The organism is Xenorhabdus sp. SGI 60, assembly GCF_056632175.1.
Map to the genome: position 1 here is coordinate 4,104,004 of NZ_CP196860.1, position 20,737 is coordinate 4,124,740.

Below are 20,737 nucleotides of genomic sequence, written 5' to 3' on the forward strand. Positions count from 1 at the left end.
GAAGAATATGAGGCACGAGACAGCCAGATCATATGGCTGTCTCCAAAAGAGGATCTTACAGGCAAGAAAGGATTAGTAGAGCTTCTTCGCGGTTTCCAGCCACTCTTTCTTAAAAACACGCTGCATATTTTGCACCGCATCAATAATATCGTGATGAACAAGTTTCTCGTTCTGGATACCAACACAACGACCGCCGTGTCCTTCCTTCAGGAGTTGAACAGAATACGCCCCCATACGGGAAGCCAGAATGCGGTCATAAGCAACCGGTGCACCGCCACGCTGGATATGCCCTAATACCGTCGCGCGGGTTTCATGGCGGGTTTCTGTCTCAATATATTTCGCCAGTTCAGCGACATCACAGACATGCTCAGTTATAGCAACAATCGCGTGACGCTTACCTTTTTCAATCCCAGCCTGAATTTCAGCCAGCAATTCCTCACGATCAAATGGAACTTCATTTTCAGGCAGAACAATAAATTCACATCCACCCGCGATTGCCGCTGATAAGGTCAAATCACCGCAATAACGCCCCATCACTTCAACAATCGAAATTCGTTTATGGGAAGTTGACGTATCGCGCAAACGGTCAATCGCTTCAACCACCGTTTCCAGCGCGGTGAAATAACCAATGGTGTAATCTGTACCCGCAACATCATTGTCAATTGTTCCAGGCAAACCGATGCAAGGGAAACCCGCTTCGGTCAGCTTTTTCGCGCCTAAATAAGAGCCGTCTCCTCCAATCACCACCAACGCATCAATCCCATTTTTGCGCATGTTTTCAATGGCAATTTCCCGAACCTTATCATCCCTGAATTCAGGAAAACGAGCTGACCCCAAAAACGTACCACCGCGGTTAATCATGTCGGAAACACTAAAGCGATCAAGCTTCTTCATGCGGTTTTCATACAACCCCAGATAGCCATCATAAATGCCATAAACCTCTAACCCTTCGGTTAAAGCGGCACGAACAACACCACGAATAGCGGCGTTCATGCCAGGCGCATCACCGCCACTCGTTAAGACTCCGATTCTTTTAATCTTGTTGATCATGATGACCTCTGACTTGTAGATATAATATTTGAGAAACCTGATTGTCACTGCATTAGCTGAATTGATTCAACTCTAACTATAATACGGAAAAACCCCCAGTCTGCATCAAGATTATGCCTGTTTTTTGATGTTCTTTTGATTATGAATAAATTCCCCTTCAATCCCAGCGGTTTTTATGCTCTTCAGACACGACAGAGCAAGGATCTTGGTGAATAATAATATCGGCACCGGGAAATCTACTCCGCAATTTATTTTCAATCCCTTCGGCCAAAGCATGTGCCTGCACCAATGGCAAATTATCAGCTATCTCCAGATGGAACTGGATAAAACGCGTCGGGCCAGATTGACGGGTCCGCAGATCATGCCCACCAGCTATACCTGGATAATTTTGGATGATATCAATAATCTCCTGTCGCTCTTCATCTGGCAAGGCGCGATCAAGTAAAGACTGTACGGCATCATAGCCCATCCGTAACGCACTATAGAGGATATAGACTCCAATACCCAAGGCAAAGATTGCATCCGCACGTTTAAATCCATACAGGCTCAAAAGCAACGCCAGCAAAATCGCCCCATTCATCAATAGATCGGACTTATAATGCAGCATATCCGCACGGATCGCCTGACTTTGCGTTTTACTGATCACCCATTTCTGGAACGTGACTAAACATAACGTGGAAATCAGAGCAATGACAATGACCCATATGCCTATTGCCGCATGTTCCAGTGGTTTGGGGGAATACAGATGCTGGAAGCCCGTCAAAAACAAAAAAATTGCCGAACCGGAAATAAACATACTTTGCGCCAAAGCCGCCAGTGATTCAGCCTTACCATGCCCAAAAGTGTGTTCGTCATCAGCAGGTTGAAGTGAATAGCGCACAACAAAAAAATTCGTCAAAGACGCAGCCAGATCAACCAATGAATCCACCAGCGCCGCCAATAAACTCACCGATCCCGTCAACCACCAGGCAAAAATTTTCACGATCAACAACACACTCGCCAATACCGTTGCCGCCAACGCTGCGGAAATGACCCATCGCCCATAATTTATACTCATTGACTACCACCTTTCGGTTACTCAGTCTCAGGTATAAACATAGCGCGTCAGATGGAAAAATATAGGGGCGGCAAAGCAGTGAGTCGATTCTCTCCAACATTCCACCGTGACCCGCAATTATTCCACCAAAATCCTTCACTCCACTGTCTCGTTTAATCGCCGACATACATAATCCACCCATAAACCCCATCAGGGTGATTGCCAACGACATCAGTCCCGCCTCCCAAGGGGAAAAAGGCGTTACCCAGAACAACGAGACATCACCGCAAACAAAATAACCGAACCTATTGGCCCAATTACAATAGCCAGGACACAGATGATACACATCATCCACCAGCCACGAATTCGGGCATTCAGATTATCGATAGTGACATTGCTTTTCCCCCCCGAATACCACGAGGCTAAAATACCACCAATCACACTGGCGATAACTAATATCCCAAATATCCCTCCCAACAACAGCATCAGATCATGATCGACATCTGTCATAGCACTAACTCCTGTAATACCTACTTAGTGTCATTTTATGAATCATTAAAAATCTTTATTATCAATGCCAAATGCCCTTACCATACTTAGTGTCATTTTATGAATCATTAAAATTATCTTGCGTACAGGCGGGTTACCATCGTGATAGGTTAGTAACATGGATAACCGTTATGAATGGAATAAGTTTTTGCGTAGAGGCGGGTTAAGAGGCGACCACTTTCACACAAAGTAGTCGCCGTCCCTCATACTGACCTGGGGATTATTAACATCGGAGCAACCGTATGCGAATGGAATTGATCCATCGTATGAGTGAGCACTTTCACAAAAGTCGTTCCGCGGGTATTATCATGCCATTACCATCTAAGTATACGGATACTTTATGAATAAGTTTTTGGTACATGGCGGGTTACTCCTAATACGACGGTTTGAACAGTGTTATCTGGATTATCAGAACTATCAGCCATTTATAACCGTAGAAGGAGTCATCGAATCAGGAGAAGAGGCGACCACTTTCACACAAAGTACGCTCCCTCTGACAAGTGGAGAGTGTATGGGACCATCCAGTGGAGAACGATGCGACTGGCGAAGTATCGCAGGATCGTTTATGCGCGGAATTGCGATGACGGCTAGGGATTGGGTCTGCTATGAGTGGGAAAAACCGACAGTAGTGACGTTACAGAATGGGAGGGACAAAGGGCGGCCAATATTATGCGATGAAACAGAAAATTCCCGGTCACCCTATGGACGGCTAAATGGGTATGCTATCAATGATTATTCTCCTGAAACCGCTGAAGATTGGAACGGGCTAAAGTCTGCATGGGGGATAATGGTAACCGACAGGATTTAGTTGAACAGTTATTCTGGCTTCATTACAGACGGCATTTGCCAGAAAATATGCAATGAAGCTTAACTACCCTGATGGATATTCAACAGGTCTGAAAAGCCGAATTTGATGTCTTTGATAGCCAAAACTATTGAGCAAACGCTTTTGATAAAGAACGGAATAAGCAAAACTTATCTGGCAATACCGAATGTTTTATAACAACACCAATAATATTCAAAGATGTGGAATATCTTGGCAATGGTTCTGGGGACTTAGGTTCAGCATGTTAATGCGTGTTTGCAGGGTCGTTATTACCCCGGGCTGAAATACATTACCGAAGACGAAGCCAAAAAGCTGGGCATATCTGCCGGACGTATATCTGCACGGATACAGCCACTAGCCTGCTCGCGGCTTTACGTCACTCTTATCGCGCTAAAATTGTGATCTCCTTTGGAACAGTTTCATTACTACCCGCTGGTTCTGGTCTGCGCAGGATACAATGGACACGCGGTCAATCAGATTTCAGTAGTACCGTGGATGATTTATTACAGGATAAGGACAGCCCGGCTAATACAGTACAATGGAATACCGTACTGATCTCTAATATTTGCCATTTGCGCAGGCAGTAGCGGAATTAAAATTAAAAAATGAGAAAGGCGAAATTGCCGGAATTATAACTGAATGAGGTGATAAATCGGTGATTATACCTGAATATCACGGATAAACAATAATCACCGGTTGCGCGCCGAGCACAGCCTAAAACATTAGCAGGGGGCTCATCATGATCACGTCCCTATTGCTACTCCAGTGCTTTAGGCCAGTCAATGTCAGGGGCTTTTGAACAATCTTTAAATGAAATTAAAAATTTGATGAAAGTAAAAATCACAAAAAAAAGCCCCTCAAGGGGGCTGAAAGACAGGGATGGTGTCTATGGCAAGGAAAATCGTTATTGCTGCTACTGCATAACAAAAATAAGTTCACTTTTCGAGCTTCACATTCGTATTCGTTTGTTTTAGGCGATCTTTTAGTAACTCTTTCTGCTCTGGTGTTAACAGTTGATAAACCTGATTACTAACACGCGCAATTTCTACATCCAGAGCAACATTCTTTTCGGCTATTTTTTCAAGCTGCGAACGAACCTCAGCTTCATCAAAATCCTCTGTTGTCAAAAGCGCATTCAACTTGCGATGCTCAGTTCGCATATCAATCAGCGGCTGCTCATACTGATGCTGCTGTTTGACTAAATTCCACATCTGTTCACGTTGCTGTTCAGTTAACGCTATTCCACCGAAGATGTAACTATAGTTATATTGACCATCCCGGTGATGATTAAAATTCCTCTTATAACCATATGACATACAATATGGGTGCGGAGTGGAGGAACTAATCTCAGGAATATGATCCGTATCAGCAGTTTTAGCTAAAGCTTCAGTTGTTCCGACGACAACCATTGACGCTAAAGCCAATATTGCTATGTTACGCATTAAATTTCCTCGCTTTCTCGAACAGCAGCATTCGATTCAGTGCGGATAACTATAACCCTACGGCTGCAAACTAGCGTCAGAGCATGTAAAAGAACGTAAAGTCATGGAATAGCGAAGTTTGTTATCGTATTTTGCTCTTGGAGGAAGAATTAATGCATAAAATCTTATTAGTTGATGATGACCGCGAGCTGACATCGCTATTAAAAGAATTGCTCGAAATGGAAGGATTCAATGTTGTCATCGCCTACGATGGCGAACAGGCTTTACAATACATTGATTCTTCAATTGACCTATTGTTGCTGGACATCATGATGCCGCGCAAGAACGGCATTGAGACGCTGAAAGAGCTACGGCAATACCATCAGACCCCCGTTATCATGTTAACGGCTCGTGGCAGCGATTTAGACCGCGTTTTGGGATTAGAACTGGGAGCGGATGACTATCTCCCCAAACCTTTTAACGATCGTGAACTGGTCGCCCGTATACGTGCCATTTTGCGCCGTTCCAACTGGAGTGAACAACAAGCTGACGTTGGGACACCTATACTGGAGATCGATAAACTGCAACTTAACCCCGGACGTCAGGAAGCCAGTTTTGGTGGTACGATTTTGGATCTCACTGGCACGGAATTCACCCTGCTTTATTTACTCGCACAACATTTGGGACAAGTTGTTTCCCGTGAACATTTAAGCCAGGAAGTATTGGGAAAACGCTTAACGCCTTTTGATCGGGCTATTGATATGCATATTTCTAATCTACGCCGTAAATTACCAAACAGAACAGATGGACTACCATGGTTTAAGACATTACGCGGCCGTGGATACTTAATGGTTTCCTCAAAATGATCAATAGCTTGACGGCCCGTATATTCGCAATTTTTTGGTTCACGCTCGCACTTGTCCTGATGATAGCCTTAATGGCTCCCAAACTGGACTCACGGCAGTTGACTCCTCTTTTAGATAGCGAATATCAGTTGGGGGAAAAACTGGCAAAACAAGTAGAAGAAGAATTAATACACGACTCTGGGAATGACCTATTCTGGTGGCTACGTCTGGATCGCGCTATTGCCTTGTGGACTCCACCTGGCCAGCGCCTGATCCTCGTCTCCAGTGAAGGACTTATCAGTGACATCAATACCCCGACCCACCAACAACAAGTTATCCGCAACTTTATCGGCCAATCCGATAACGCCGATCACCCCAAAAAGAAAAAATATGGCCGTTCGGAAATACTCGGTCCTTTTTCTGTCCGCGATGGCGAAGATCATTACCACCTCTACATCATTAGACCAGCAGGCAGCCCACAATCAGATTTTATTAATTTAATGTTTGACCGACCATTTTTACTACCCGCGGCCACCATGTTAATCAGCGCGCCATTACTCTTGTGGCTGTCATGGAGTCTGGCAAAACCCGCTCGGAAGCTCAAAAACGCCGCCGATGACGTTGCGAGAGGAAACTTACGGCAACACCCTGAGCTGGAATCCGGCCCACAAGAGTTTTTAGCGACCGGCAGTAGTTTCAACCAGATGATCAGTGCATTGGAAAGGATGGTCACCGCCCAACAGCGGCTGATTTCCGATATCTCCCATGAACTGCGCACGCCGCTTACCCGTTTACAGCTAGCGACTGCTTTACTACGCCGCCGTCATGGTGAAAGTAAAGAGCTGGAGCGTATCGAAACTGAGACCCAACGTTTAGATGGTATGATTAATGACCTGCTAGTACTTTCCCGCAATCAACATAAGAACGAGTTACTGCGCGAGAATATCAAAGCCCACGATATATGGTCTGACATCCTGGAAAATGCGAAATTTGAAGCCGAGCAGATGAGCAAGACGCTGGATATCGTCTCACCTCCCGGAAACTGGATAATTTATTGCAACCCAGCAGCACTCGGTAGTGCACTGGAAAATATCGTCCGCAATGCACTGCGTTACTCCAGCAACCATATTGCCGTTGCATTTAAGGCAGATAACCAAGGCGTGACGATTAGCGTTGATGACGATGGGCCAGGAGTCAGCCCAGAAGACCGAGAACATATCTTCCGCCCGTTTTATCGAACGGATGAGGCACGGGATAGAGAGTCCGGTGGAACCGGATTAGGGTTGGCGATAGTTGAAACAGCAGTCAGCCAGCATCGCGGCTGGGTGAAAGCAGAAGATAGCCCTTTGGGTGGGTTGCGACTGGTAATTTGGCTGCCATTACATGGAAGATAAGATAGGCGGCTTTCGCCTTGAAATTTAGTTAGTTACAAAATGTAACAATTAAAGAAAAAAGCTATTATACTTGACCTCAATGCGTCAAGGGACTAATCTCGTCGCAGCTTAACACAAATCGTTGATATGTTAATTTTTGTTAAGCAAAAAATTCCTTTTATATTAATTGGATAAGTCAAATTGTGACACATAACAGGCACTCTGGGAGCCGTAACCTAGTGCGGTAGCTTTGATGCAGTTTTAATCTTGTTCAAAAATTCAATCATCACTCCACTTTCCTGTTATATCTTTCAAATTAATGCTCATATGAACTAAAAAAATGCTCTTAATCTAAGAACATTTTTTTAGCTTAATTTTATATGGTATATCAAAGGCCTATAACATGTCATTTCTGAATCAATTAATTAACAAGTTTAATAATAAAAATGCAAATATAGCTATTGTTGGGTTAGGGTATGTTGGACTACCTTTAATGCTGCGATACAATGATATTGGTTTCAAAGTTATCGGTTTTGATATAGATAAAAACAAAACAGATAAATTAAGTCAAGGGCTAAGCTATATTGAGCATATTTCTTCCTCTAAAATTCAAAAGGCCATTGAAACCGGTTTTGAAGCAACAACCGATTTTTCAAGAATTTCCGAATGTGATGCAATTATTCTCTGTGTACCAACACCATTAAATAAATACAGAGAGCCTGATATGAGTTTCGTTATAAATACAACGGATATGGTGAAATCATTCTTAAGGCAAGGTCAAGTACTTTCTCTAGAAAGCACAACTTATCCGGGAACAACTGAAGAAGAACTATTACCACGAGTAGAAGAGAATGGTTTAAAAGTTGGTGAAGATGTATTCCTGGTCTATTCACCAGAACGTGAAGATCCGGGTAATCCAGATTTTGAAACTAGAACAATCCCAAAAGTCATTGGTGGACATACAGAAAACTGCCTAAAAGCAGGTATTGCCATCTATCAACCTGCTATTGACCGAGTCGTTCCCGTTAGCTCCACAAAAGCGGCTGAAATGACTAAGCTACTTGAGAATATACATAGAGCCGTTAATATAGGTCTAGTCAATGAAATGAAACTCGTTGCAGACAAAATGGGCATTGATATACACGAAGTCATCAGAGCGGCTGCAACAAAACCATTTGGCTTTGTACCTTATTATCCAGGGCCAGGGTTAGGTGGTCATTGTATCCCTATCGATCCCTTCTATTTAACATGGAAAGCCAGAGAATACGGTATCAATACTCGTTTTATTGAGCTTTCTGGTGAAGTTAATTCATCAATGCCAGATTATGTTGTCACTAAAACAGTCTTAGCCCTAAATAAAGCTAACAAATCCATTAATGGAAGCCGTGTACTTGTATTAGGGATTGCATATAAGAAAAACGTTGATGATATGAGGGAAAGTCCATCAGTCCATATAATGGAAAAATTAAGAGACTTAGGGGCATTAGTAGAGTATTCAGACCCACACGTTCCTTCTTTTCCTAAAATGCGTGAACATCACTTTGATTTAACAAGTCAGATTATAACTAAAAATAATTTAAAAGAATTCGATTGTATTATTTTAGCAACAGACCATGATAAGTTTGACTATAACCTAATAATTAACAATGCAAAAATAATTGTTGATACTCGTGGGAAATATTCTCCTGAACATAATAATGTAATAAAAGCTTAATTTGGGATTAAATATGTTTGATACTATTACAGATAGAAAAATAAAATTTGCATTAGTTGGATGTGGAAGAATCTCTAAAAATCATTTTAACTCTTTAGAAGTACATAAAAATAATGCTGAATTAGTTGCTGTTTGTGATACAGATCCTGTTGCTCTTAATGCAGCCACAGAAAAAACGGGTGCTAAAGGATTTGATAATCTACATAATATGCTAGATAACATTTCAGCTGATATCATCATCCTAACAACACCTTCGGGACTCCATCCTGAACAAGCCATTGCTTGCCTAGAAAAAGGTTTCCATGTGATTACTGAAAAACCCATGGCAACTCGTTTTTCTGATGGAGAGGAAATGGTTAAAGCTGCCGATAAAGCTGGTAAGCGCTTGTTTGTAGTCAAACAAAATCGCTTAAATGCAACTCTCCAATTGCTAAAACGTGCGGTAGAAGAAAAGCGTTTTGGTCAAATCAATATGGTTCACCTCAATGTATTTTGGACACGCCCTCAAGATTACTACGATCAAGCCGCATGGCGTGGTACATGGGAATTTGATGGTGGTGCGTTCATGAACCAGGCTAGTCATTATATTGATCTATTAGAATGGCTCATTGGTCCAGTCAGAGATATTCAAGCAATGATGTCTACACACTTAGATATTGAAGCTGAAGATACAGGTGTACTAAATATTAGGTGGCGAAATGGTGCATTAGGCTCAGTGGCTGTTACTATGTGTACTTATCCTAAAAACCTAGAAGGCTCTATAACTATATTAGGGGAAAAAGGAAGTGTTAGAGTTGGAGGTTTAGCCGTTAACGAAATTCAAGAGTGGAATTTTGCTGACGAAAAAGATTACGACCAACAAGTAAAAAATGCCAATTACGAAACAACTTCAGTATACGGTTTTGGACATCCACTATATTATAAAAATGTTATCGATGTAATGAGAGGAGAAGCAGAACCAATAACTGACGGACGGGAAGGATTAAAATCTCTTGAATTACTCATCGCCGCTTATCTTGCTGCCAGAGATAACAAAACAGTATCTTTGCCTCTAGTGTACTAATTAAGACAATTTATTATGTCAACTATAGAAAATATTATGATCCATTCAAGCGCAATTGTTGATGATGGCGCCAGAATTGGCAAAAACAGCCGTGTCTGGCATTTTACACATGTTTGTTCTGAAGCTGAAATCGGAGAAAGTTGCTCTTTAGGACAAAATGTATTTATCGGAAACAAAGTAATTATTGGTAATCACTGCAAAATACAAAACAATGTATCCATCTATGATAACGTTTATTTAGAAGATGGTGTTTTTTGTGGCCCAAGTATGGTTTTTACTAATGTCTATAATCCCCGTTCTTTCATCGAAAGAAAGAATGAATATAAAAATACTTTAGTAAAAAAAGGGGCAACCTTAGGAGCCAACTGTACAATAGTTTGTGGAACAACAATTGGTTCTTATGCTTTTATTGGTGCAGGAGCTGTTGTCAATAAAGATGTTCCTGATTATGCACTGATGGTTGGGGTACCCGCAAAACAAATAGGTTGGATGAGTGAATTTGGTGAACAGTTAGATCTACCATTGCATGGAAAAGCCACTACAACATGTCCTTATACAGGGCATATCTATCAATTAGATGATAACAGTGTAAAAAGAATCAAATAATATAGGAAAAATATATAATGCAATTCACAGATCTAGCAGCACAACAACTCAAAATTAAAGATAAAATAGACGGAAATATCCAAAAAGTATTAGCACATGGAAAGTATATTCTAGGTCCAGAAGTCTCAGAATTAGAAGAAAAACTCGTAGAATATACTGGAGCAAAATATTGTATAACATGTGCGAATGGAACTGATGCTTTACAAATTGCCTTAATGGCTATTGGTATCAAACCTGGTGATGAAGTCATCACTCCTGGGTTTACTTACATTGCTACAGCTGAAACAGTTGCTCTTTTAGGTGGTATTCCTGTATATGTTGATGTAAAACCAACAAGTTATAATTTAGATCCTGGACTATTAGAAGCAGCCATAACTCCAAGAACTAAAGCAATTATTCCTGTTTCTTTATATGGTCAATGTGCTGATTTTGACGAAATCAATGCAATAGCAGAAAAACATAATATTATCGTTATAGAAGATGCAGCCCAAAGTTTTGGAGCAACATATAAAGGTAAGCGTTCTTGTAACTTAACAACCATTGCATGTACAAGCTTTTTTCCAAGTAAACCACTAGGATGCTACGGTGATGGTGGTGCTATTTTTACAAGCGATGAAGAATTAGCAAAAATTATGCGTCAAATTGCCCGTCATGGACAAGACCGAAGATATCATCATATAAGAGTTGGTGTTAATAGTCGTTTAGATACATTACAAGCTGCTATTCTGTTACCAAAACTCGAAATATTTGATGAAGAGATGGAACTGCGACAAGTCGTTGCCAAAAACTACGATAAAGCTTTAAACGAGATTGGGATTATGACAACTCCGTATATAGAACCGCATAATATATCTGCGTATGCTCAATATACTATTCGTGTTAAAGATCGCGATGAATTGCAAACAAAATTAAAGGAAAAAGGTATCCCTACCGCTATTCATTACCCTCTACCTTTGAATAAACAACCTGCAGTTGCTAGTAATGTAATTCTTCCTGTTGGAGACCAAATCGCACAAGAAGTGATTAGCCTACCTATGCATCCTTATTTAGAATCAATTTGTATAAAAAAAATATCAGAAAATTTACTTCATGAAACCCACTAAGCTGATTACTAATCTCAATAAAAGCACTTTCTATAAAAATGTTTTTAAGCTAATCAGTAGTACCTTAGGGGCACAAATGATTACATTATTATCAATGCCCCTAATTACTAGATTATATTCCCCGACTGAATTTGGCATATTAGCTATATTCATGATGTTAACTACAATTTTATCATCGGTATCTAGTTTAAGATATGAACTAGCTATAAATCTATGTAATAATAAGGACAAAAGCAAGGTTGTTTTATTTTTAACCACGGTAATTTATGTATCGTTCACAGTTTTAATTTCGATTCCTTCACTTTTTTACTCAAAAGAAATATCCATTTACTTAGGTAATGAAAAATTATCCGATTATTTATTTCTCATACCAATTTTATTAATATTGGTAAATTTCAATAGAGTTTTAACATATTGGGTATTAAGAAATAAGGATTTTTCTCTTATTGCAAGGATAAAAATATCACAATCCATTAGTCAAATTCTGATTCAAATTTTTGGATTTCGGCTAGGAGTACTTGGATTAATTATAGGCTATTTTAGTAGCCAAATATTTGGAGTTTATACATTATTCAAATATGCCTTAAAAACAAAAGCTTATATAATACCTAAAAAAAAACAAATTGTATGGGCAATTATTAAATATAAAAACTTCCCTATATATAGTACATGGGCTACATTATTAGATAATTTTAGTGGCAAAATTCCTATATTACTTCTGACGATACTATATAATCCTTACTATGCTGGTTTGTATGCTTTTGCTGATAAAATATTATTGGCACCCATAACACTAGTAGGGCAATCTATAGGAAATGTTTTTTATGCAGAAGCCAGCCAAGTTAAAAACAATACTAATTTAAGTAAATTAGCACTACAGGTTTTCAATATTCTTGTTCAAGTGATCTCTCCACTACTAGTTTTATTGTTTTTGACAGCACCTATTTTATTCAATTTACTATTTGGAGAAAAATGGGAGGAAGCTGGTTATTACTTTCGTTACCTCTCACCTCTCTTCTTTTTATTATTTGTTTTTACTCCAATAAGTAATATTTACTATATATTAAACAAACAAAAACAATGGGGATATTTTCAAATATTACTACTAGTAAGTGGAGTATTATTTATATTTATAGGACATACTACATCAAATATTGACACATCTATAATATTATTCTCCATATCACAATCATTTTGCTGGTTATTAATTATAGATTATATTTTTTCTGTTCTTAATATACAAAGAAAAATTTACCTTCATATGTTTTTTTCTAATTTTTTAATCTCTCTTTTAATAACATTACCAGCAACAATAGGATTTCTATATAGCAATAAAGACTTTCATGTTCCTTTACTTATTGGAATATGCATTAGTTTATTATTAATTTTATTTAAAAACAGAAAACTCATATGGAAAAAAAATCATGAAAAAATCATTTAACATATTTATGTTCATATTAGTTAACATCTATAAGTCTATTGTTTTATATAAATCTCATTATTTAAAAGCAAAAGCTTTTGAAAACGAGGAATTTATCATTAAAAGAACAAATCATTCAGAGATAAAAAAAATATTACAACTCTATGAAAATGAAAACAATTTAACTTTTTATACAAAGATCTTATGGTTAACATGTCCTAATTTAATATTACATATATACGATAAAAAAAAAATAAAATTGTCGGATTCGCTTCCTACTATATAAATAAATTAGATTTAAAACTGAATAACATTCACCTAGCTTATTATTATTTAAAGACAGAATATAGAGGAAAAAAAATAGGAGAAAAAATAATTTCCTTTTCTATTGAATATTTTCAAAATACAGGATTCAATGGAATATCAGCTAAAGTTAATGAGGATAATATCACTTCCTTTAATCTATTAAAAAAATTAGGATTCTATGATATAAATTACTATTCTGGTGAATCCAATAAAAAAAATTTTTTTTATTTAATAAAACCATTTAAGGAAAAAAATGAATAGTAAAAAAGAATATAGAGAATTATGTAATATAGATGAATCAATTCCATTATTCAGCCAAGCCTGGTGGTTAGATGCTACAGCTGGTGATGCAAGTTGGGATGTTATATTATATAAAGATAAAAATAAAAATATAATAGGTTCTTTACCATTTCAGTTTAAAAAAAAGCTATTTTTTAAAATAATCACTTCTCCTAGATTAACTCAAACACTTGGCCCATGGATAAAAACAGACCACTCTCAAAAGTATGCTAAAAAACTATCAACCGAAAAGCAAATAATTACTAGTTTGTACAAGCAGTTACCAAAATATGACTTATATCAGCAAAATTGGCATCCAAACTATATAAACTGGTTACCAGCCTATTGGTTAGGATATAAACAAACAACTAACTATACATATGTGATTGATGCTCTATCAGACTTAGATTCTATATGGAAAAATTTTGAAAATAGTACAAGAACAGAGATAAAAAAAGCTATCAATAGATTCAATCTTTCTGTAACAATAGAAGATAATATAGAAGAATTTATTAGATTAAATAGATTAGTCTTTAAAAGACAAAATATGCAGCCACCATACTCAGATGAATATGTTAGAAATTTAGACAAGGCATGCAAAAAAAGAAATTGCCGGGCTATATTTTTTGCTAGAGATGATAATAATATCGCCCATGCTGCTGAATATATTGTGTGGGATAAAAATAGAGTTTATGATCTAATGGGTGCAGCCGATCCTGATCTAAGGAAAAGCGGTGCTACTAGTTTATGTATGTGGGAAGCAATAAAATTTACACACTCAAAGTCAAAGATATTTGATTTAGAAGGTTCAATGATAGAGCCAATAGAGAAACTATTTAGGGCTTTTGGTGCCAAACAAGTTCCCTATTTCAAAATAACTAAGACGAATTCTAATCTTTTAAAATTGTATAATCTTATAAAATGAAATCATGAATAGAAAAATATTAAATTGGTTAGAGTCTGTATTAATGAATCATTACGGCGAAAGATTTTTATTAAACTACGTTAATGGTTTTATTTATTTAACAATCCCTAAATGCGAAAAAAAAAGTATAGTATTTTCTAATACAGAAAATAATTTTTATAAACTTGGTAAAAGTGAATTAAATTGTAATTATTGGTCTCCTGAATCAGAAGGCTTGCAATCAGTATTGGGGCATCCTTTACCTATTCTTTCAAATTTACCTATCCCCAATAATTTAATAGAGTACAATATTCATTCCTTAAAAGTAAAATATGATCTACTTGGTATGATTTATTGGATATTATCACGTTCAGAAGAAGTCAATCGAGACAATGAACTTGATATTTATGGCCGCTTTCCAGCTATAGCTTCTCACGCATACAATAATGGCTATCTTAATAGACCTATTGTCGATGAATGGTTATATATATTAAGACAATTAATATATAAATTATGGCCTAAGTTGCCTTTAAGAGAACATAAATTTGAAATAAAAGCAACGCATGATGTAGATCGCCCTTTCCGTTTTAAATTTTCTGACAATAAAACTTTCTTTAAAAAAATAGCTGGAGATATCATAAAGCATAAAAGGGCTAGTTCTTTAATCTATGCTCCCTTAATAAAATTAGCATCATCCGATTTCTTTCTAAAAAGAGATCCATATAATTCATTTGACTGGATCATGGATATATCAGAGAAAGAAAATATTAAAAGCGAATTTTATTTTATTTGTGATATAACAGACCAAGAAAAAGATGCTGATTATAATATTGAATCTCCCTTGATAAAAGAACTCATAAAAAAAATACATAAAAGAGGACATATCATAGGATTACATCCAAGCTTCAATTCATATTTATCCGAATCACAAATAAAGTCCGAGTTTAATAAATTATTAAAGTTATTATCTAACGAAAAAATAAAACAAAAGAAATATGGTGGTCGTATGCATTATTTAAGGTGGTCTCATCCTAAGACACTTATGTCATGGGAAGAAGCTGGTTTGAATTACGACAGTACATTAGGATATGCAGATCTGCCTGGTTTTAGGTGTGGGACATGCTTTGAGTATCCAGCAATAAACCCCATAACCCATGAATCTCTAAAACTACGTATAAGGCCATTAATTGTTATGGAATGCTCAATTTTATCATCAAAATATATGGGAGTTAATTTAGAAAAAGCAGAAGAAATATTTAATTATTATAAGAAAACTTGCCAGAAAGTTAATGGTATATTTACATTATTATGGCATAACAGCGAATTGTTCAATAAAAATTTACGTATATTATACAAAAAAGTAATAAATACAAGATAAGTTAAAGTGGTTATATATTAACCCGTCACTCCGTGGACATATTTGTAATAAGTTCATCAGAAAAACTATTTGCATCAGTGGTATAATCAGTAATCCGAAGACTGACTGCCTGTTCTTATGAAATTGAAATCGAATATCACCCTGTCTGAACCTGAACGTCTTACATTACAACAATTGGCTTTGAATCACAGACACCGGGACATCCGCACACGAGGTACGGGACTGCTTATGCTTGCCCGAGGCATCAAGCCTCGTCAGATTTCCGATGAGATAGGATGCAGTCTCCGCGTTATCTATGACTGGGTTCACGCCTGGCATGATTCAGGGATAGCCGGATTATTAGGCGGTCATGTCGGAGGCCGATATCCCGCCATGACACCGGATATGATTGCCACCGCAGTCGAATCCGCTCGTGCAGAATCGCTGACGTTAGCCCGTATCGCACAGAAAGTTGAGGACAAGCATGGCCCGCTACCCTGTACGCTGGAGACATTGGCTAATACACTGAAAAAGCAGGGGTTAACCTATAAGCGAGCTCGCCTGTCTTTAAAAAATCTATGGTTCCCCTCCTTTTTGCAACACTGATTTTTGATGAATTTTTGGCTTGCTTCAATCTATCCGGCGTCACGGTAGGTAAAAATACCTGCGCCTTGATGAGTTCCGCGCCTGATGAACCTTAAAAAACGCCCGGCTTCAAAGAGCCATTTTTTAAATCAGGTTTCTCATCAGGCCGATAGGCCGTTCATGTCATCTATTATCAGTCTTCGCAAAACCGGTGAGGTAACATTTAAATAAGTTCACAATAACGTCCGCTTCAGGCGGAAAATACCGTGTGTTGTGTCGTTATAGCCCACGCTATCCGGGCGAATTTATTAGCCAATGCACAGGCCACAATATTAGAATGTTTTCGTTCAAGTTGCTGCTTGACCCAGTCAGCCAGTTTTCCCTGCCTGTGCTCGATATGGAGTATGAACGACCGGGCACAGAGCACCAGCAGTTGCCGGAGTGTCTTGTTACCCCGTTTACTGATCCCCAATAAGGTCGTCTTTCCCCCGGTACTATACTGGCGGGGCACCAATCCCGTCGAGGCCGCAAAATCCCGGCTGCATGCGTATTGTTTCCCATCACCGAGTTGTGAGGAAAGCACACTCGCCGTGATGAAACCAATGCCGGGGATAGTCATCAGCCGTTGTCCGGTATCATCCTGAGCAATCGCCTGTGACAGTGCGGTTTCAATCTCGGTGATTTGTTCAACCAAATAGTGATAATGCGCCTGTAAACGCAGTAATACCTGCACCAGATAAGGGGGAAGGGGATGTTCGGCCAGCACAGTGGAGAGTCGTTTTATCACGGCAATCCCCTTGGGCATACTGATACCAAATTCAAGCAGGAAGGCGTGCATTTGTTTAGTCGTTTTCACTTTATCCTGTACCCGCGATTCACAGACGCGCTGTAGGGCACGCATAGCCTGCTGAGCTTCAGTTCTGGGCTGAACGAAACGCATTGAGTTACGTGAGGCCGCTTCACAGATAGCTTCGGCGTCAATAAAATCGTTTTTGTTGCTTTTGACAAAGGGACGGACAAACTGGGGAGAAATTAGCTTTGCCTCATGCCCCAAATCAGCAATCCGCCGTGCCATGTAATGCGCGCCAGCACAGGCTTCCATGACAACCGTTGTCGGAGAGCAATCAGCTAAGAATTCCATCAATTTAGTTCGGGTGAATTTTTTACGTAGCAGGGCTTTTCTCGATTGATCTTGGCAATGGACATGAAAAGAATGTTTTCCGAGATCGATACCAATAAGTGCGGTGGTGTTCATGATGGTAGCTTCTTGTCAAAGATAATCACCCCGTAATATACTGCCGTTAGGGTGAGGGGAACCATCTCATTAAACGCGATGAAGTGGCGTTTGCTGAACAAGCGACCTTATTGAATAAAATTAAGGCGGGTGCGCGATCCGGTCATTATCGACTGGTTTACCTTGATGAGGCGGGTTTTTCCGCCTCTCCGCCAGTGCAATATGGATGGAGCCCACGGGGTGAACCTCATGAAGCGGAGCCGCAAAATCATGTTAGACGGTCAGCGTTGGGGGCGCTCAATTACACCGATAACACCCTGTTTTATCAGATAAAACAAGGCAACATGACGCGCACTGATGTGATTGATTTTTTAGAGCAAGTGGCAAAAAATGGCGACAATCGTCTGACATTTTTAGTCTTGGATAATGCTCCTATTCATCATGGAATCGATAAAGAAATTAAACATCGCTGGTTGATGGAACATAATATGATGTTACTTTATCTTCCCGCTTACAGCCCAGAGCGGAATCTGATTGAAATTGTCTGGAAACAGGCGAAATACCATTGGCAACGTTTTATTACCTGGACTCAGGAGACCATGGAAGATGAAATTAATACATTATTAGCAGGCTATGGTCACCAATTTGCAGTTAATTTCTCTTGAGGACTTATATTGATTTTAAATAAATTATATAAATTTCATGCGGATGTTAAATTTTAATTAGATCAATAAATTACGAATGCGGTGCGAAATGTCGGATTAAATAGTTAGATTTCACATTAAATATATTAACGGAGCGGCAATTTACATCGTTCTATAAACCCAGACTTTATGCGGCTTACAGCTACAAAAAATCCGCTCTAAATACCTCGCGGGTTAATAATGTTTACATTCAATGAAAGTGTCTATCATCTATCACTTTGTCGTGCATTTCTTCCGATTTAGAATAACCTATCGTTTTTCGATTCAGCCTTTTTATTCGGGTACGGTGGATGAGATTGGTACTCTCTATACGTTGGGTAAACGTCTTTCCTGTTAGATGCTCTTCCTCAGGAAAACAATCATAAACGGCATAATCCCCCGTACAATAAAACTGGATATGAAAGGATGACAAAAGTTCAAGCAGTTTTTCAAAATGGTAGGAAGCTGCTTGATTTCTCACGTCGCGAGGATTCAAGCTCACCGCCAGCCACAGTGCCTCATTATTATGAAAAGTCATTTAGCTTTTTTCGGCTGCGATCACCAAAAGCATGGGCCACTATTCGTTTCATACGGGGTTCCCAAACATACCAAAGTCAGCGCTGATTTTTCTTATTTCCTACAAACGACCATTGCTCATCTATTCCGCAGATAAGCTGAATGTTACTTCCCCCAAGAAGCAGAGTGGTTACGTTTCACGGGTGGAGTTTTTAAGCGTTTTCATCACAGTTCCTGTTGCCATCTTCAGTACACGAACTGTGTCACGAATACCACCGTTGTTTATGGTCATATCGACAATATGCTATTTAATTGCAGGCTTGATGAGTGTACTCTTACCAGGGCAACCGCATGAGTTATCAGCATGTTAAAACAAACAATTAATTAACACTAAAGTCTTGATGAGAACACCTTGTGTGGTTAATTATAGAGCAATAAGGTGAACCAACATTACGTCATATTCGCTTAAATATTGTGTATTGAATCCATTCTGAAACATCTATTTAACAAAAAATCAACTCATGCGGGAGCCCTGTGTACTCTTACTGAAAGATTTTACGACAAACAGTGCAGTGATAGTGGTGATGGTTACCGTTATCTTTCCCATGTTCTTTGACATTTTTTGATTTGTGGCAAGAACGATAATAAACATCAACTTTAGCCATGTGACACTATAAAAAGCGGGAAGCATATTACAACAGCTAACTATTTGTACCAATCTAACTTGAAGATGCTGGTTTCAAAATCTGGAAATTATCATTCAATCGACAAACGAATTCACCCGCTTTTTCCCGGAGCGTGACACGAAAAAAGTGGTGAATTGCCTCGCGAAACACTTTCGGTGTGGCGAAGTAGACATTGTTACGCACCTGCTGCCCATTCATATATTTCCATAATCGCTCAATGGGATTGAGATTAGAACTGTAAGGCGGCAGATAATGCGACTCAATGTTGAGGATCTAGGCAATATCTTTCACCAAATCGGTACGGTGATAACCCGCTCCATCCAGAATGATGTGAATTTTTTGCGCAAGCGGATAGATCTCCCGAATGGCACCAAAATACGCCACATTTTCCGCGTTAATGCTCGGATATTCACAAATAATGGTCTCTTCAATACACTGTAAATTGAGGTTAGCCATCAAGTTGATACGGGTACGACTGCCGGTGGTTTCGACCATTTTAACCTGCTCCCTGCCGCGCTTCATCCAGCCGGAACTTAATTTTGTGGACTGGGTGGGATGCACGGCATCAATAAACAAAATCGGCTCATTTTTTTGGCCACAGGTGTCTTTCAGCGCGTTGTAGGTCTTAATAAATTGTTGCTGTCTATCTTCATCGAATTTATGAGGCGTCCCCATCGGCTTTTTGTCGCTGAACCCCTGACGGTGAAGCCATTTCGTCATCCCGGCCACCGTAAAAGCAACCTGCCAGCGAGTCCAGACATAAGCCACAATTTGCGCGGTGGTATGCATCAAATTTATCGTCAGATGTTCAACTAACGCTGTTGTTTGTTCGGCAGATAAACGGCTTTCAGAACCGCCGTTTTCAGGAGACAGTTTTTCCTCAGCGAAGTAATCCTTCAGATGGCGGCTGACCGTGCCTTCATGAAGATACGCAGGGCTTGCGCAATCATCTGGGCAGTCCAGCCCTCCGACGCCAACAGGACAGCCTTGATGCGATCACGTACACGCCCATCACGGGTCGTATCATGCATCAATTCGAGGGCTTCTTTTTGATACTGTCAGCGTAATTTTCATGGGGCAATATTGATCTGATGAGAATGAAAAATCAAGCATCTTCAATTACGATGGGTATAATCCATGACCGTTTTTATATATGGCCTAAAAAACTAATTTCCGCATAT

General features: G+C 39.1%; 18 protein-coding genes and 3 pseudogenes. 14 read left to right on the plus strand and 7 right to left on the minus strand.

All coding sequences use genetic code 11. The features are described 5' to 3' along the window. Positions 1-72: 72 nt before the first annotated feature. The 3 genes and pseudogenes from pfkA to ACSJJG_RS19515 form a co-directional block, all read right to left on the minus strand. A complete protein-coding gene (gene pfkA / locus ACSJJG_RS19505; protein ID WP_481090278.1) occupies positions 73-1,050 on the minus strand; it encodes a 6-phosphofructokinase in 978 nt (325 codons plus the stop codon). A 157-nt stretch (positions 1,051-1,207) separates the two neighbouring features. Further along, positions 1,208-2,107, minus strand: coding sequence for a CDF family cation-efflux transporter FieF (gene fieF, locus ACSJJG_RS19510; RefSeq protein WP_481090279.1), 900 nt, complete (start codon positions 2,105-2,107; stop codon positions 1,208-1,210). A gap of 27 nt (positions 2,108-2,134) precedes the next feature. Then, positions 2,135-2,596 (minus strand): annotated as a pseudogene (locus ACSJJG_RS19515) (phosphatidate cytidylyltransferase). 379 nt (positions 2,597-2,975) lie between these two features. On the opposite strand from ACSJJG_RS19515, the gene ACSJJG_RS19520 reads away from it, so the two are divergent. Both ACSJJG_RS19520 and ACSJJG_RS19525 read left to right on the plus strand, forming a co-directional pair. Continuing rightward, the gene (locus ACSJJG_RS19520) at positions 2,976-3,443 is read left to right on the plus strand and encodes a hypothetical protein (RefSeq protein ID WP_481090280.1); all 468 of its coding nucleotides are present in this window, start codon (positions 2,976-2,978) and stop codon (positions 3,441-3,443) included. 269 nt (positions 3,444-3,712) lie between these two features. Beyond that, positions 3,713-4,048, plus strand: a complete 336-nt coding sequence (locus ACSJJG_RS19525; RefSeq protein WP_481090281.1) for a hypothetical protein — start codon at positions 3,713-3,715, stop codon at positions 4,046-4,048. Positions 4,049-4,396: 348 nt separating this feature from the next. Here the strand turns inward: ACSJJG_RS19525 and ACSJJG_RS19530 are convergent, their stop codons facing one another. Beyond that, entirely contained in the window at positions 4,397-4,903 is a 507-nt protein-coding gene (locus ACSJJG_RS19530; RefSeq protein WP_481090282.1) for a Spy/CpxP family protein refolding chaperone, read from the minus strand. Positions 4,904-5,055: 152 nt separating this feature from the next. Here ACSJJG_RS19530 and cpxR point away from each other — a divergent pair, with 152 nt between their 5' ends. From cpxR to ACSJJG_RS19585, 11 genes are all read left to right on the plus strand, one after another. Continuing rightward, positions 5,056-5,748, plus strand: a complete 693-nt coding sequence (cpxR, locus tag ACSJJG_RS19535; RefSeq protein ID WP_047768645.1) for an envelope stress response regulator transcription factor CpxR — start codon at positions 5,056-5,058, stop codon at positions 5,746-5,748. Then, the gene (gene cpxA, locus ACSJJG_RS19540; RefSeq protein WP_481090283.1) at positions 5,745-7,121 is read left to right on the plus strand and encodes an envelope stress sensor histidine kinase CpxA; all 1,377 of its coding nucleotides are present in this window, start codon (positions 5,745-5,747) and stop codon (positions 7,119-7,121) included. The genes cpxR and cpxA overlap by 4 nt, the downstream gene beginning before the upstream one ends. Before the next feature lie 382 nt (positions 7,122-7,503). Continuing rightward, positions 7,504-8,814 (plus strand): nucleotide sugar dehydrogenase, encoded by a 1,311-nt coding sequence (locus ACSJJG_RS19545; protein WP_189760040.1) that lies wholly within the window; start codon positions 7,504-7,506, stop codon positions 8,812-8,814. Between the two features lie 13 nt (positions 8,815-8,827). Further along, on the plus strand, positions 8,828-9,877 hold the full coding sequence (locus ACSJJG_RS19550) for a Gfo/Idh/MocA family protein (RefSeq protein ID WP_189760039.1): 1,050 nt from the start codon (positions 8,828-8,830) through the stop codon (positions 9,875-9,877). A gap of 15 nt (positions 9,878-9,892) precedes the next feature. Further along, positions 9,893-10,483, plus strand: a complete 591-nt coding sequence (locus ACSJJG_RS19555; protein WP_223281734.1) for an acyltransferase — start codon at positions 9,893-9,895, stop codon at positions 10,481-10,483. 17 nt (positions 10,484-10,500) lie between these two features. Beyond that, positions 10,501-11,586 carry a DegT/DnrJ/EryC1/StrS family aminotransferase gene (locus ACSJJG_RS19560; RefSeq protein ID WP_223281733.1) on the plus strand — a complete coding sequence of 362 codons (1,086 nt, stop codon included), beginning with the start codon at positions 10,501-10,503 and terminating at the stop codon, positions 11,584-11,586. Further along, positions 11,573-13,027 (plus strand): lipopolysaccharide biosynthesis protein, encoded by a 1,455-nt coding sequence (locus ACSJJG_RS19565; RefSeq protein ID WP_223281732.1) that lies wholly within the window; start codon positions 11,573-11,575, stop codon positions 13,025-13,027. The genes ACSJJG_RS19560 and ACSJJG_RS19565 overlap by 14 nt, the downstream gene beginning before the upstream one ends. Before the next feature lie 237 nt (positions 13,028-13,264). Beyond that, positions 13,265-13,573, plus strand: coding sequence for a GNAT family N-acetyltransferase (locus tag ACSJJG_RS19570; RefSeq protein WP_189760058.1), 309 nt, complete (start codon positions 13,265-13,267; stop codon positions 13,571-13,573). Continuing rightward, a complete protein-coding gene (locus ACSJJG_RS19575; protein ID WP_223281731.1) occupies positions 13,566-14,516 on the plus strand; it encodes a GNAT family N-acetyltransferase in 951 nt (316 codons plus the stop codon). The genes ACSJJG_RS19570 and ACSJJG_RS19575 overlap by 8 nt, the downstream gene beginning before the upstream one ends. 4 nt (positions 14,517-14,520) lie before the next feature. After that, positions 14,521-15,873: a polysaccharide deacetylase family protein gene (locus tag ACSJJG_RS19580; RefSeq protein WP_223281730.1), complete on the plus strand. Its 1,353-nt coding sequence runs from the start codon at positions 14,521-14,523 to the stop codon at positions 15,871-15,873. Between the two features lie 117 nt (positions 15,874-15,990). Next, on the plus strand, positions 15,991-16,458 hold the full coding sequence (locus ACSJJG_RS19585; protein ID WP_282885564.1) for a helix-turn-helix domain-containing protein: 468 nt from the start codon (positions 15,991-15,993) through the stop codon (positions 16,456-16,458). A gap of 229 nt (positions 16,459-16,687) precedes the next feature. Here ACSJJG_RS19585 and ACSJJG_RS19590 read toward each other — a convergent pair whose 3' ends face one another. Continuing rightward, the gene (locus tag ACSJJG_RS19590) at positions 16,688-17,692 is read right to left on the minus strand and encodes an IS110 family RNA-guided transposase (RefSeq protein ID WP_481090284.1); all 1,005 of its coding nucleotides are present in this window, start codon (positions 17,690-17,692) and stop codon (positions 16,688-16,690) included. A gap of 68 nt (positions 17,693-17,760) precedes the next feature. On the opposite strand from ACSJJG_RS19590, the gene ACSJJG_RS19595 reads away from it, so the two are divergent. Continuing rightward, positions 17,761-18,336, plus strand: coding sequence for an IS630 family transposase (locus ACSJJG_RS19595; protein ID WP_193836436.1), 576 nt, complete (start codon positions 17,761-17,763; stop codon positions 18,334-18,336). Between the two features lie 229 nt (positions 18,337-18,565). Here the strand turns inward: ACSJJG_RS19595 and ACSJJG_RS19600 are convergent. Beyond that, a pseudogene (locus tag ACSJJG_RS19600) lies at positions 18,566-19,171 on the minus strand (IS1 family transposase); the annotation flags it as partial. A 418-nt stretch (positions 19,172-19,589) separates the two neighbouring features. After that, positions 19,590-20,630 (minus strand): annotated as a pseudogene (locus ACSJJG_RS19605) (IS630 family transposase). Positions 20,631-20,737 lie beyond the last annotated feature (107 nt).

Coding starts and splice junctions, on each gene's coding strand:
- ACSJJG_RS19580 (WP_223281730.1), top strand. CDS start 14,521: ATGAATAGAAAAATATTAAATTGGTTAGAGTCTGTATTAATGAATCAT.
- pfkA (WP_481090278.1), bottom strand. CDS start 1,050: ATGATCAACAAGATTAAAAGAATCGGAGTCTTAACGAGTGGCGGTGAT.
- ACSJJG_RS19560 (WP_223281733.1), top strand. CDS start 10,501: ATGCAATTCACAGATCTAGCAGCACAACAACTCAAAATTAAAGATAAA.
- ACSJJG_RS19585 (WP_282885564.1), top strand. CDS start 15,991: ATGAAATTGAAATCGAATATCACCCTGTCTGAACCTGAACGTCTTACA.
- fieF (WP_481090279.1), bottom strand. CDS start 2,107: ATGAGTATAAATTATGGGCGATGGGTCATTTCCGCAGCGTTGGCGGCA.
- ACSJJG_RS19520 (WP_481090280.1), top strand. CDS start 2,976: ATGAATAAGTTTTTGGTACATGGCGGGTTACTCCTAATACGACGGTTT.
- ACSJJG_RS19550 (WP_189760039.1), top strand. CDS start 8,828: ATGTTTGATACTATTACAGATAGAAAAATAAAATTTGCATTAGTTGGA.
- ACSJJG_RS19565 (WP_223281732.1), top strand. CDS start 11,573: ATGAAACCCACTAAGCTGATTACTAATCTCAATAAAAGCACTTTCTAT.
- ACSJJG_RS19545 (WP_189760040.1), top strand. CDS start 7,504: ATGTCATTTCTGAATCAATTAATTAACAAGTTTAATAATAAAAATGCA.
- ACSJJG_RS19590 (WP_481090284.1), bottom strand. CDS start 17,692: ATGAACACCACCGCACTTATTGGTATCGATCTCGGAAAACATTCTTTT.
- cpxR (WP_047768645.1), top strand. CDS start 5,056: ATGCATAAAATCTTATTAGTTGATGATGACCGCGAGCTGACATCGCTA.
- ACSJJG_RS19575 (WP_223281731.1), top strand. CDS start 13,566: ATGAATAGTAAAAAAGAATATAGAGAATTATGTAATATAGATGAATCA.
- ACSJJG_RS19530 (WP_481090282.1), bottom strand. CDS start 4,903: ATGCGTAACATAGCAATATTGGCTTTAGCGTCAATGGTTGTCGTCGGA.
- ACSJJG_RS19555 (WP_223281734.1), top strand. CDS start 9,893: ATGTCAACTATAGAAAATATTATGATCCATTCAAGCGCAATTGTTGAT.
- cpxA (WP_481090283.1), top strand. CDS start 5,745: ATGATCAATAGCTTGACGGCCCGTATATTCGCAATTTTTTGGTTCACG.